Annotated in this window: 13 protein-coding genes; 10 read left to right on the top strand and 3 right to left on the bottom strand. The window is 69.5% G+C overall.

Features of this window, described 5'->3' with window-relative positions; translation table 11 throughout:
- Window positions 1–228 precede the first annotated feature (228 nt).
- From Q1K70_RS12090 to Q1K70_RS12065, 6 genes are all read left to right on the top strand, one after another.
- Window positions 229–1,083 (top strand): SAM-dependent chlorinase/fluorinase, encoded by an 855-nt coding sequence (locus Q1K70_RS12090; RefSeq protein ID WP_300159799.1) that lies wholly within the window; start codon window positions 229–231, stop codon window positions 1,081–1,083.
- Entirely contained in the window at window positions 1,070–1,795 is a 726-nt protein-coding gene (locus Q1K70_RS12085) for an adenosylcobinamide-GDP ribazoletransferase (protein ID WP_300159796.1), read from the top strand. Before Q1K70_RS12090 ends, Q1K70_RS12085 begins: the two co-directional genes overlap by 14 nt.
- 73 nt (window positions 1,796–1,868) lie before the next feature.
- Window positions 1,869–2,312 carry a flagellar export protein FliJ gene (gene fliJ, locus Q1K70_RS12080; RefSeq protein WP_300159793.1) on the top strand — a complete coding sequence of 148 codons (444 nt, stop codon included), beginning with the start codon at window positions 1,869–1,871 and terminating at the stop codon, window positions 2,310–2,312.
- An 85-nt stretch (window positions 2,313–2,397) separates the two neighbouring features.
- Entirely contained in the window at window positions 2,398–3,024 is a 627-nt protein-coding gene (locus Q1K70_RS12075; RefSeq protein ID WP_300159805.1) for a MotE family protein, read from the top strand.
- A 44-nt stretch (window positions 3,025–3,068) separates the two neighbouring features.
- Window positions 3,069–3,887 carry a tRNA pseudouridine(38-40) synthase TruA gene (gene truA, locus Q1K70_RS12070; protein WP_300159790.1) on the top strand — a complete coding sequence of 273 codons (819 nt, stop codon included), beginning with the start codon at window positions 3,069–3,071 and terminating at the stop codon, window positions 3,885–3,887.
- Window positions 3,838–5,922 (top strand): hypothetical protein, encoded by a 2,085-nt coding sequence (locus Q1K70_RS12065; protein WP_300159787.1) that lies wholly within the window; start codon window positions 3,838–3,840, stop codon window positions 5,920–5,922. The genes truA and Q1K70_RS12065 overlap by 50 nt, the downstream gene beginning before the upstream one ends.
- Before the next feature lie 177 nt (window positions 5,923–6,099).
- Here Q1K70_RS12065 and Q1K70_RS12060 read toward each other — a convergent pair whose 3' ends face one another.
- The 3 genes from Q1K70_RS12060 to Q1K70_RS12050 form a co-directional block, all read right to left on the bottom strand.
- On the bottom strand, window positions 6,100–6,753 hold the full coding sequence (locus Q1K70_RS12060) for a riboflavin synthase (RefSeq protein ID WP_300159784.1): 654 nt from the start codon (window positions 6,751–6,753) through the stop codon (window positions 6,100–6,102).
- Window positions 6,754–6,760: 7 nt separating this feature from the next.
- On the bottom strand, window positions 6,761–7,249 hold the full coding sequence (locus tag Q1K70_RS12055; protein WP_300159781.1) for an MGMT family protein: 489 nt from the start codon (window positions 7,247–7,249) through the stop codon (window positions 6,761–6,763).
- Window positions 7,250–7,352: 103 nt separating this feature from the next.
- Complete coding sequence (locus Q1K70_RS12050; RefSeq protein ID WP_300159778.1) at window positions 7,353–8,273, bottom strand: TIGR01212 family radical SAM protein; 921 nt, start codon at window positions 8,271–8,273, stop codon at window positions 7,353–7,355.
- A 107-nt stretch (window positions 8,274–8,380) separates the two neighbouring features.
- On the opposite strand from Q1K70_RS12050, the gene Q1K70_RS12045 reads away from it, so the two are divergent.
- From Q1K70_RS12045 to mrdA, 4 genes are all read left to right on the top strand, one after another.
- Window positions 8,381–9,421, top strand: a complete 1,041-nt coding sequence (locus Q1K70_RS12045) for a rod shape-determining protein (RefSeq protein ID WP_300159776.1) — start codon at window positions 8,381–8,383, stop codon at window positions 9,419–9,421.
- A gap of 73 nt (window positions 9,422–9,494) precedes the next feature.
- Window positions 9,495–10,499 (top strand): rod shape-determining protein MreC, encoded by a 1,005-nt coding sequence (gene mreC / locus Q1K70_RS12040; RefSeq protein WP_366521697.1) that lies wholly within the window; start codon window positions 9,495–9,497, stop codon window positions 10,497–10,499.
- Window positions 10,496–10,966 carry a hypothetical protein gene (locus Q1K70_RS12035; RefSeq protein WP_300159773.1) on the top strand — a complete coding sequence of 157 codons (471 nt, stop codon included), beginning with the start codon at window positions 10,496–10,498 and terminating at the stop codon, window positions 10,964–10,966. Before mreC ends, Q1K70_RS12035 begins: the two co-directional genes overlap by 4 nt.
- Window positions 10,956–12,770 (top strand): penicillin-binding protein 2 (mrdA, locus tag Q1K70_RS12030; protein WP_300159770.1); only part of this gene is annotated, 1,815 nt, incomplete at its 3' end. The genes Q1K70_RS12035 and mrdA, both read left to right, overlap by 11 nt.

The raw sequence follows: 12,770 nt of genomic DNA, 5'->3' as shown, positions 1-12,770 counted from the left end.
CGCTGCCGCCGCTTCGCGGCAGGCTCGGCAGGGCAAATTCCGCCCCCGCAGGGCCGTCGCCCCTTCGGGGCGAAGTTTGAAGGAATTTTACTTTTGAAAGCCTCTTGAAGGCAATCTTTCTTGAAATGCGGCGAAGCGCCGCTTGTCGTTCCCTCCCGCCTCTCCGCCCGTCCCGTCGGGGGGGCCCGGGGGGGATCATCCCCCCCGGCCGCCGGAGGCATCTTCTCCATGCCCATACCTCCGTTCCCACCCCTCTCCACCCCTCCATCCACGCCCACCGCGCCCCTCATCGCGCTCCTCACGGACTTTGGCCAAGCGGACCCGTACGTGGCCCAGATGCGAGCCGTGCTCATGGCCGCCGCGCCGGGCGTGCCGCTGCTCGACGTCAGCCACGAGGTGCGGCCCGGGGACGTCTGGCAGGCCGGGTTCTTCCTGGCCGCGACGTTGCCCTGGCTGCCGCCGGGTTCGGTGGCGTGCGCCGTGGTGGATCCGGGCGTGGGCACGGACCGACGCGTGCTTCTGGTCGAGACGGCCTCGCGGCTGGTGCTGGCTCCGGACAACGGCCTTTTGACGCTGACGTTCGGCCGCTCGGAGGGCTGTCGCATCCTTGACGCCACGCCGCGCTTGGTGCCGGCGAGCGCCACGTTCCACGGCCGCGACGTGTTCGCGCCTTTGGCCGCGAGGCTGGCCATGGGCGAGGAGCCGCGCGACGTGGCCACGGTCCTGGGCGACGCGGAGCCGGTGCTGTTGGGGGGCCTCGAACCGGTGCGGGGCGAGGGGACTGTGGCGGCGCGGGTGTTGTCCGTGGACCGGTTCGGCAACTGCATCCTCAATCTGGACATCGGGCGATTCGGGCGCGTGCCCCGGGGCGTGGCCCTGGCCGCGCCCGTTGCCGTGCGGCTTTCGCCGGCGCGGACCTACGCCGGCATTCGGTCGGGCGAGGTGGGGCTTCTGGCCGGGAGCCAGGGCTATCTGGAACTGGCGGTGGACAGCGGATCGGCGGCGGCGCGGCTCGGGCTTGGCGTGCGTGACGCCGTGACGCTGGCCTGGCCGCAAGGGGAGACGGAGATTGATTTTTCGTAATTATCTTGCCTCGCTCGGCTTTCTGACGCGCCTTGGGCCGGCGGTTCGCGATCCGGACATGGCGGCTTGCGTGCCGCTTTTTCCCGTGGTCGGGGCGACGCTTGGGCTCTTGCTCGCCGCGCCCCTGGCCCTGGGGCTTTTCGCCAGCCATCCGTTGGCCGGGGGGTTTTATTACGGCTTGGCCAACGTCTGGCTCACGCGTGGCCTGCACTGCGACGGTTTCGCCGACGTGGCCGACGCCTGGGGCAGCTTCACCACCGGCGACCGCTTTTTCGCCATCATGAAGGACAGCCGCATCGGCGCGTTCGGCGGCATGGCGCTGGTGGCGGCCATGGGCGGGGCGTTTTGCCTGGGGGCGGAGCTGCTCGCCGCCGACCGGGTCTGGACGCTGGCTTTCGCGCCGGTGCTCGGCCGGGCCGGGGCGGTGGTGCTCATGCGCGTCTGCCGCGATCTGGCCCGGCCCGGGCTCGGGTCCTTGTGCCTGCCCGGGGCCACGGCGGCCAACACGGCCATCGCCTGCGGCGTGGCCCTGGCGCTCGGCCTTTGTTGGGCCGGGCCGGCGGTGACGCTTGCCGGCTTCGCCATCGGCGGGATCGTCGTATGGAAACTCGCCCGCCTGGCCCGGCGCAACGGCGGCGTCAACGGCGATTTCCTGGGCGCGGCCATCGTCGGTTGCGAGCTGGCCGCCCTGCTGGCCGGCTGTCTGGTGTAGCCGGGCTGGCCCGGGATTTGCTGTTCGTTCCCCGACCGACGGAAAACCGGCGCACGGGGGAGAGGCCGCGGGCATGACCAAGCCGTTTCGTTTCAATCTTGAACGCATCCTGGACATCCGGACCCAGCTCGAAGAGCGGGCCAGGATGGAGCTCGGCAAGGCCATCGCCGCCTGCCGGAACCAGGAACGCGAGGTGGCGCGGCTCGTCAATGAACTGGCCGCCCGCGAAGCCTCCATGGCCCAGAAAAAGGACCCCACGCCGGGCGATTTCTGGCTGTGGCGGGCCTACCGGGAACGCCTCGTCCAGGACATCGCCCAGGCGCGGGTCCGGCTCAAGGAGCTGGAGGAAGCCCGCGAGCGCTGCCGCGAGGCGGCCGTGGCCCGGTCCAAGGACAGAAAGCTCCTCGACAAACTCAAAACCAAGAAGGCGGCCCGCCATGCCATCGAACAGAACATCGCGGAACAAAACGAAAACGATGAAATGGCTTCGGTCCGCTATCAGCCGCCCGTGGTCTAGCCTGTTTTCGAAAACGCTGGCGATGCTCGACCGCCTTGGCGGGCGCATCGCGCCCCGCGCCACCAAGGTGCTGGGCGTGTTCGTCATGATCGCCGCCGTGAAGCTCGGCATCCTGGCCTTCATGGGCCTGGACATGCTTTTGCCCGACCCGCCGGCGCGCCCCGTGGCCCAGGTGGCTCCGGCCGCCCCCGCGTCCCCGGGCGCGTCCGCCGTGACCCTGCCCGTGGTCTTTTCCGGCGCGGTCCCGGCCATGGCCCAGCAGGCCGCCCCGGCCCAGACGCCCGCCCCGGCCAAGGCCGCCCCGGCTGCGGCCACGCCCGATGCCCAGGCCCTGCTCAAGCGCCAGGATGAGCTCGACCAGCGCGAGCAGGCGCTCAAATCCTTGGAATCAGACCTCAACACCCGTGTGGCCAAGCTCAAGGAGATGGAGTCCAGCATCAAGGGCATGCTGGAGGAGGCCAAGGGCGTGAAGGACCAGAAGCTCAAGCACCTGATCGACGTCTACTCCAACATGAACGCCAAGCAGGCGGCCAAGGTCCTGGAGACCCTGGACAACGGCATCGCAGTCAAAATTCTGGCGGGCATGCGCGGACGCCAGGCCGGCGACATCCTCAACAACATGGAAGCCAAGAAGGCGGCCGGGCTCACGGAAATGCTCACCAAGCTGCAACTGCCGGCCATGGACGGTCCCATGGGCCCGGACGGCATGTAGCCGGGCCGGTTGCGCCGGGGCGGCCGGGCGGATAGAAGGCGCGGATGCCGCGCCTTCGCCTGACCATCGCCTACGACGGCACGCACTTCGCCGGCTGGCAGCTGCAAGCCCCGGGAGGCGGCCGCACGGTCCAGGGTTGCCTGGAGGAGGCCCTGGGGAAGCTCTCCGGCGCTTCCGTGCGGGTCCACGGGGCCGGGCGCACCGATTCCGGCGTCCACGCCCTGGCCCAGGTGGCCCACTGCGACGTGCCCGAGGACCGGGCCGGGCTGCCCTGGCAGCGGGCGCTCAACGCCGTCCTTCCGCGCGACATGACCGTGACGGCCGCCGCGGCGGTCCCGGACGACTTCCACGCCAGATTCTCGGCCACGGGCAAGGTCTACCGCTACACGCTCTGGACCGAGCCCGCCTTCATCCTGCCCTGGCGGCGGCCCTACGTCTGGAACGTGGGGCGCGTGGCCGCGCGCCTCGACACGGCGGCCATGGACGCCTGCGCCGCCCTGTTTACGGGCTATCACGACTTCGCCGCCTTCCAGAACGCCGGCTCCCATGTGTCTGGCACCGAACGCCTGGTGCGCGCCGTCACGCGCCTGCCCCCGGACACGGCCGGGGAGATGGTCTGGGAATTCCGGGCCGAGGGATTCCTCAAGCAGATGGTGCGCAACCTGACCGGGGCGCTGGTGGCCGTGGGCGCGGGTAAAGTTTCGTCCGAGGACATCCGATCCGTATTGACGTCGGGGAGAAGAGGGCTTGCCCCGGCGACCGCGCCGGCGAGCGGGCTTTGCCTTGTCGCCGTGGAATACGGGGACGACGGCCGTGGGCGTAAGCGACATCTACTTCACCAGCCTGCGGCTGGCCAAGGGTGAACCCGTCGCCGAGGCTGCGGCCACGGCGCGCCCGCGCCGTTTCGCCACGGACGACGACGCCGCGACGGCCGGCGACGGGACCGGCCTCGACGTCCTGACCGGCGGGCTCGACGCGCGTCTGGCCCGGTTCGAGAAGGCCCTGGCCCGGTTCTCCTGGCCCACAGACGCCTCAACGCTTTTTAGGGCCCGGCTCGTCACCACCGCTCCCGGCCTGACCGGCCGGCTCGACATCGCCACGGTGGACGCCGGGCAGGCGGTCAATCCGAGCAAGTTCTTCACCAAGGGCAAAAGCGGCATCGCCGCCTCGGGCGTGGACGCCGGCGACTACCGCTTCACGGTGCGCCAGGGCGGGGTCGCCGAGGATTTCGCCGTGCATGTCGACGCCAACGACACCTGGCGCACGGTGCTTTCCAAGGTGGCCGACGCGGTCAACGGCTCGCGGGAGCTGAGCCTGCGGGCCGCCATCACCCGCCAGCAGACGCCCTTCAGCCTGGACCCGTCCCTGGCCGCCACGGGCACCCTGCTGGCTCTTTCCGTCAACCGGCTGCGCAGCGCCCAGGACGTGGTCATCGCCGACGCCAAGGGCGACCTCGTCGAGCAGCTCGGCCTGACCGCCGCTCCCAACGTGGCCTCGCCGGCCTCGCCGGCCGTGTACGAGGCGTCCGTGGACCGCCTGGCCCAGCCGGCCTACGTCCATTCCGGGCTCTACGACCCGGGCGCGGCCACGGACCTGGCCGTGGGCCTGCACCGGTTCTCCGTGGCCACGGGCACAGGGACGCCGCAAACGTCCTACGTGTCCAAGGCCCTGGACCCGGACGCGGCCACGCTCCTGGCCCCGGGCAAGTACACGTTCACGGCGAGCGTCGGCGACGCGACGCAGACGCTTTCCGTCACGGTCAAGGCCGGCTGGACCTGGGGCGACGTGCTGTCGGCCGTGGCCGGGCAATTGAGCGGCCGGCCGGTCTCGGTCTGGTCGGCGGGAGGGCAGTCCGTGGAGCTCGTGAGCGCGCCGAGCCTGTCCCTGCCGGGCGTGTCGGCCGACGTGCGCGCCGTGACCCTGCCCACGGCCGGCGGCGGGACCGTGGCCGGCAAGGAGCTCACGGCCACGACCACCGGGGAATTCGCCGGGCAGACCCTGAAGCTGACCGACGGGTCCGGCGGGCTCCTGGCCGCCCTGGGCCTGACCACGGCCTACACCGGGCAGGTCGTGTCCGTGCCCGTGGCCTCGGGCGACACGGCCAGGGACGTGCTCGGCAAGGTGCGAAGCGAGGTCGCCCTGACCACGGGCCGGGTGGGCGCGGCCAGCACGGAGCGAAGCGCGCCGTCCTACGCCGTGGCCGGCCAGCGCCTGCCGACGCGGGAGCTCACGGCCTCGCTGGTGCTGCTCGACCGCCGCCTGGGCGAGTCCATGACCCTGACCGACGGCCCCTCGGGGCTGCTCGAAAGCCTCGGCATGAACGTCGGCCTGCCCGGGCAGGACGGGCAGATCACGGTCAACGGGAAGGCCATGGCCTCGGAAAACGACGCCTATTCCCTGCAGTCCGGCCGGGTGTCCCTGGAGGCCCGGTCCGAGACCGGCGGCGCGCTGCCCCTGGTGGTCACCCGGTCCATGGACGCCGTGTCCGGCCGCCTCGACGCGGTGGTCGAAACCTACAACGACCTGCGCAAGTATCTGCTCGGCAACGCCGACGCCTTTTCCCCGTCCCTGGCCCAAAGCCTCGGCGCGCCCGTGGCGGCGAACTGGGACGGGCTTTCCGCCCTGGGCTTCGGCAGGACGCGCAAGGCGGATCTCCTGTGGGTGTCCTCGGACGCCTTCTGGCACGCCTTTTACACCGATGCCGACAGGAGCGGGCACACGCTCGTCGCCACGCCGCAAAGCCTGCTGCCGGCCTGGAAGCGCGCGGCGGCGGACATCCGCGCGGCCGGGACCGCGAGCTTTCTCACGCCCGAGACGGCCCACCTCTCGCGCGTGGCCGCGCGGCGCACGGCGGCGGACCTGGAGCGCACCAACTGGCTGGTGGACGGGCGGGCTTAGGGAGCGGGAGGGAGGAATGCCTCCGGCGGCCGGGAGGGGGGACCCCCTCCCGGACCCTCCCCGAAAGGGGCAAGTGTCGCGGCCGCGAAATGCGTGCATGCGCATTCGTCGGGCAACATGCTTTAGTTGCACTATTTTTCTGAAAAAATACTATCGTATTTTTTCAGGGACGCAACACTAGAAGCCGTTTTCGCGCAGGAAGGATTCGGTGAGGGTCGGGGGCTTGGCCTGGCCGGCGGCGCGCCAGGGGCCGAGCATGCGCAGCACGTACTTGCCGAGCATGTCCGTTTCCATGTTGACGGTGCGTCCCGGCTTCCAGGACGCCACCGTGGTCGCCCCCATGGTCGAGGGGATGATGTTGACCGTGAGAAAGCTCTCGCCGCAGTCGTTGACGGTCAGGCTCACGCCGTCCAGGGCCACCGAGCCCTTGGGCACGACGTAGATGGAAAATTCCTCGGGATAGGTCAGGCGAAAGCGTGTGGACTGGCCGTCGGGCACGGCGGATTCGATCACGGCCTGGCAGTCCACGTGGCCGGCGACCAGATGCCCGCCGAGGCGGTCGCCCAGGGCCAGGGCGCGCTCCAGGTTGGCCTCGTCGCCGGGTTTAAGCGCCCCCAGCCCGGTCTTGGACAGGGTCTCGGCCGAGGCGTAGGCCGTGAATTCGTTTTTCCCCGCCGTCTCCACGGTCAGGCAGGCCCCGTTTATGGCGATGGATTCGCCAAGGACGATGTCTTGCAGCTCGAAAAGGGCGCGGATGCGGAAACGGGTTTCCCCGCCGCGCGCCTTCGCCTCCAGAATGCGGCCGATTCCCATCACCAGTCCGGTAAACATCGTCGTCTCAATCCTTTCGCAGGGCTTTCGCCGGCGCGCCTTCGCGCGTAAGCAGGTAGCGCTTCATTTCGAGTCCCGGGCCGAAGCCGACCATCGCGCCGCTGGCCCCCACCACCCGGTGGCAGGGGATGAGCAGCGGAAAGGGGTTGCTGGCCATGATCCGGCCCACGGCCCGGGCCGCCTTGGGCCGGCCCGCCTTGGCCGCCAGCCAGCCGTAGCTGACCATCTGCCCCCGGGGCACCCGGGCCAGCTCGGACAGCACCTTGCGGGCGAAATCCGACAGCCCGCCGAAATTCCAGGGCAGGTCGGGCCAGTCCGGCTCTTCGCCGGCCACGTAGCGTTCGAGCGCCGCCTGCACCGCCTCGCCGGTCTCCGTGACCAGGGAAAGGCTCTTTCCCTGGGACCAGGACAGGGACATGTTCTCCACCGCGCCGTTACGCCAGTGGAGCGTCAGGGCCAGCGGGCCGGCCAGACAGGTTTCGGTGGTTGCGCTCATGTCGGCCTCCGTTGCGGCTTGCGCCAGGGCCGGATCGTCCGGGCGGATCGAGCCTACGCGACTTCGCCCCGGCGCGCCAGAGGCGGGGCGGGCCGCGTCCCGGTCACGGGGCGGCCTCGCCGGGTTCCCGTCGGCAGCCTTGGCGGATGCCGCCGCGTTCGAGGGCGTCGCGGATGTCGCGCAAAAGGCCCTGCTTGTCGGCGGCCCAGTCCGGAGCGACGAGTTCGCCCGGGGCCGGGTCGGCGTTTATGCGCTCCACGGCGATGTCCGGCCGCAGCCGGGCGAGGCCTTCGCACACCGCCGCCACGTAGTCCGCGCGGTCCATGGGAACGTAGCCGCCGGCGGCGTGGAGCGCGGCCAGGGGCGCGCCGGCCAGGACCAGGGTGTTGTGGAACTTGACCCCGGACACGGGCAGGGCGTTTATGAAATCGACGCTGGCGAGAAAATCGTCCATCGTCTCTCCGGGCAGGCCGGCCATGAGGTGGACCGTGACGGAAAGGCCGGCCGCGGCGGCGGCTCTGGTCGTCCGGGCCAGGGCGGCGGCGTCGTGGCCCCGGTTGATGCGCGAGAGCGTGTCGTCCCGGGCCGATTGCAGCCCCATTTCCAGGCGGACGTGGTCCACGGGCGCGCCGGCCAGCATGTCGATTTTTTCCGCGTCCAGGCAGTCGGGACGGGTGCCCAGGCAAATGCCGGCCACGTCCGGCAGGGCGGCGAGTTCGCCGATAAGCCCGGCTAGGCGGTCGAGAGGACCGTAAGTATTGGAAAAGGATTGGAGATAGGCCACGAGGGCCTCGCCGCGCGCCCGGGCGGGCGGGGTCAGACGGTCCCATTGCGCCCGCAGGCCGAAGCCTTTATGGTACAACCCCGTTCCCGATCCCGCCGCGTTGCAGAACACGCATCCGCCCCGCGACAAGGTGCCGTCGCGATTGGGGCAGGCGCTTCCCGCGTCCAGGGGAATTTTTTTCGCCCGGCGGCCGAACAGCGTCCGGAAGGCCGTGGCGAGGGTCAGGTAGGGCGCGTTCATGGCGTCGCGGCGGAGTGGAAAATCAACCGTTGACAATGCGGAGCGAATCGGCAAACACAACGCGTTTGCGAGATCAAGTTGGCCGACTTTGCGGCAAGCGAGGCGATATGTCCAGGATTTTGGATAGGATTTTGGGCCTTTTCTCCAACGATCTGGCCATCGACTTGGGGACGGCGAACACGCTGGTGTTCGTCAAGGGCAAGGGCATCGTCCTGTCCGAACCGTCGGTCGTTGCGGTGAAAAAGGATCCCCGGGGCGGCAACAAGGTGCTTTCCGTGGGCCTGGAGGCCAAACGGATGCTCGGGCGCACTCCGGGCAACATCGTGGCCATCCGGCCCATGAAGGACGGCGTCATCGCCGACTTCGAGGTCACCGAGGCCATGCTGCGCCACTTCATTTCCAAGGTGCACAACTCCCGGCGTCTGGTGCGTCCGCGCATCATCATCTGCGTGCCCACGGGCATCACGCAGGTGGAAAAGCGTGCCGTCAAGGAATCGGCCCAGAGCGCCGGCGCGCGCGAGGTCTACCTCATCGAGGAGCCCATGGCCGCCGCCATCGGGGCCAACCTGCCCATCACCGAACCCACCTCCAACATGGTGGTGGACATCGGCGGCGGCACGACCGAAGTGGCCGTCATCTCCCTGTCCGGCGTGGTCTACTCCAAGTCCGTGCGCGTGGGCGGCGACAAGATGGACGAAGCCATCATGCAGTACGTCAAGCGCAAGTACAACATGCTCATCGGCGAATCCACGGCGGAGCAGATCAAGATCCAGGTCGGCTCGGCCCACCATTCGACCAGCCAGGGCGAAATGGAGGTCAAGGGCCGCGACCTCGTCACGGGCATTCCCCAGAACATCACCATCAGCGCCGAGGAAGTGCAGAAATCCATTTCCGAGCAGGTGGAAAGCATCGTGCAGGCGGTGCGCATCGCCCTGGAGCAGACCCCCCCGGAACTGGCCGCGGACATCGTGGACCGGGGCATCGTGCTCACAGGGGGCGGCGCGCTTTTGCGCGGGCTCGACCAGCTCCTTCGCGAGGAAACCTCGCTGCCCATCACCGTCGTCGAGGACCCCCTGTCGACGGTTGTCCTCGGGTCCGGCCGGGCCCTGGACAACCTGGACGTGCTGAAGGAGGTCACGATAGATTAAACCGTCCCCCCAGCGGATCGCGATAGGCCTGCTCGTCGTCCTTTTCCTTTATCTCGGCCTTTTCACCTGGAACATCCGGACAGGCTACGTCGACACGCTGGCGAGCCATACCGGGCTGGAATTCGCCAGGTGGGCCCTGGCTCCGGGGAAATGGGTCCGCGAGCAGACGTCGTCGTTTTGGAACCGCTATCTGTATTTCGTGGGCATCCGGGAGCAGAACGACGTGCTGCGCCAGGAGCTTGCCGCCGCGAAAGACGAGCTCTCCAGGCTTCGCGAGAACGCCTCGGAAGTGGAGCGCCTGCGCCGGCTGCTCGCCATCGCCCCCCCGGAGGAATGGAAGCGCCAGGGGACGCGCGTCATTTCCCATCGGCTGGGCCCCAACGCCGCCCTGGAGACCTTCGTCATCGACAAGGGCAGCGCCTCGGGCGTGTCCACCAACACACCGGTGGTCTCTCCCGAGGGCGTGGTCGGCCGGGTGCTGCGTTATTCGCCGAGCGCCGCCACGGTCCTGCTCATCACCGACCCCAACAGCCGCATTCCCGTGATCTCCCAGAAAAACCGCGCCCAGGGCATCCTCAAGGGCGAGGGGCCCGATCGCGAGCTGTCCCTCCAGTACGTGCCGCAAGGCGTGCCCGTGGAGGAGGGCGAGATCCTCGTGACCTCCGGGCTTGAGGAGATCTTCCCCAAGGGCCTGCCCGTGGCCCGGGTGACCTCCGTCGGCCGTTCGGGCTCGTCGCTGTTCCAGGTCATCCGCGCCGCGCCGCTTTTCGGCTCGTTGCGCATGGAGGAGGCGGCCCTGCTTTTCAAGGGGGAACCCGTGCCGTTGCCCCAGCCCGGCGCGGACGGCGCGCCCGACCCGGCCAGCGCCCCGGGCAAGCCCGGCAAGTTTCCCAAGACCCCGGCCGCCATGGCCCCGCCCGAGCGGACGGCCGCGCCCGCGCCCGCCGCCCACGCCGTGCAGCCCGCGCCGGCCCAGCCCAAGCGCGAGGCCGTCGCGCCCGCGCCGAAGCGGGAGGCGCCTCCCGCCGACGCGGATCGGAAAAAAAGCCGCAAGCATCCTCGCGCCGAGGGACAATGAGACCGGCCCGCATCGTCTTCTGGGTCTTTTTCACCCTGAGCGGCCTGTGGCTCCAAAGCCTCGTGCCGGGGGTGGACTTCCTGGCCCCGGGTCTTATCCTGGCCATGCAGGAAGAGAAGTGGACCGTGCCGGTGTGGCTCGGCCTCGTATGGCTTTTTCTGCAGGAAGGCGCGGGCAGCCTGCCTTTCGGGTCGAGCATCCTGTGGTACGGCGCCCTGGCCGGGCTCTATTTCTTCGGCCACTGGCTGTTCGAGGCCCGCAACTTCCTGTTCGTGTTCATCCTGGGGGGAAGCCTCGGCGCCATGCATTTCCTGCTCATCGGCGTCATGGTCCTGCTCCAGGACCAGACCGTGCCGGTCGAACGGCTGCTGACGGAGAGCGCCTTGCAAGCCTTGATTTTCCCCGTCGAATGGGGTCTTGTCTATCTCATCCACCATCACCTGCCGGACAGCGCCGATGCGGCTTGAAACCGAAACTCCCCAGCAACACGCCCCCCGTTCGGGACTGATCCTGCTCCAGGCCCTGGTGCTCGGGCTTTTCTGCCTGTTCACCCTGCGCCTGTGGTACCTGCAGGTCCACAAGGGGGCCCGGTTCGCCGAAATGGCCCGGGACAACCAGCTGCGCCAGGTGCGCATCAACTCCGCCCGGGGCCGCATCGTGGACAGAAACGGCGTGCCCCTGGCCGTGTCCGAGCCCTCCTTCGCCCTGGGCCTGGTGCGCGAGGACTGCGCCGACGTGGACGCCACCCTGGCCAAGGTCTCGGAATGGACCGGCGTGGACAAGGCCCAGCTCCTGGAGACGTTCCGACGCGGCCGCAAGCGGGTCAAGCCCTTCGAGCCGCTCACCCTCATCACCGACCTGCCCTACGAGTCCCTGGCCCGCATCGAGGCCAACGCCATGCTCTACCCGGGCCTGGAGATCGTGGTGCGCCAGAAGCGCTCCTACCCGACCGGCCCCCTCATGGCCCACGTGCTCGGCTACGTGGCCGAGGCCAACGAGGAGGAGCTGGAGAAGAAGCCCGAGCTGTCGCTCGGCGATTCCGTGGGCAAGCAGGGCCTGGAATACGCCCTGGAGGACGAGCTGCGCGGGGCCAAGGGCCGCAAGCAGGTCGAGGTGGACGCCTTCGGCCGCCAGCACAACGAGAATATCCTGGAGCCGCCCCAGGCCGGCACCGACGTGCGCCTGGCCATCGACGTGAACCTCCAGCGCGAGTGCTCGCGCCTGATGGAGGGCCAGGCCGGGGCCATCGTGGTCATGGAGCCCTACACGGGCAAGATATTGGCCATGGTCAGCGAGCCGAGCTACGACAACAACATGTTCGTGCTCGGCGTGCCGGCCGACAAGTGGAAGGAGCTGCGCGACAACCCGCGCCATCCCATCCAGAACCGGGTGACCCAGGGCGTGTACCCGCCCGGGTCGGTCTTCAAGCTCCTCATGGCCGCCGCGGGCCTGAGCCAGGGCTTCGTGCGCCCCGGCGACGTGGTGTCCTGCCCCGGCGTCTACAAGGTGGGCAACCGGGACTTCCACGACTGGAAGAAGGGCGGGCACGGGGCCCTGGACCTGCGCGGGGCGCTCGTCCACTCCTGCGACATCTATTTCTACAAGCTCGGCGACCGCATGGGCATCGACCGGCTCTACGAGTACGCCACGGCCAGCGGCTTCGGCGCGCGCACCGGCATCGACCTGCCCCACGAGAAGGCCGGGCTCATCCCGTCCAAGGAATGGAAGCGCAAGCGCTTCGGCGCGGCCTGGTCCAAGGGCGAGACCGTCATCGCCTCCATCGGCCAGGGCTACGTGCTCACCTCGCCCCTGCAGGTGGCCCGCTACGTCTCGGCCCTGCTCAACGGCGGCAAGCTCATGAAGCCCGAGCTCGTGGAGACCGAGGCCCCGCAAGTGGACGGCACGCTGCCCCTCAAAGACGGGGACCGGCAGTTCATCGTCGACGCCATGGTGACCACGGTCGAATCCGGCACGGGCAAGGCGATCCTGCGCTCCGACGCGACGCTCGGGGCCAAGTCCGGCACGGCCCAGGTGGTCAAGCTCATCAACGCCGATGTTCGCCGCAAGGCCAGCGCCATGCCCTACGAGCAGCGCGACCACGCCTGGCTGGCCAGTTGGGGCAAGAAGGACGGCAAGACCTACGTGGTGGTCTGCCTGGTCGAGCACGGCGGCCACGGCGGCGAGATCGCCGGTCCCATCTCGCGCAAGGTCTACGACTACCTCTTCGGCCCGGCCCCGGGCCGGGCCGCCCACGCGGCCGGCGGCGCCGCC

The sequence above is a fragment of the Solidesulfovibrio sp. genome (assembly GCF_029978005.1).
Classification (GTDB): Bacteria; Desulfobacterota; Desulfovibrionia; order Desulfovibrionales; family Desulfovibrionaceae; genus Solidesulfovibrio.
Note: the sequence above shows the minus strand (reverse complement) of the source record. Positions and strands in the feature narration are given on the sequence as shown.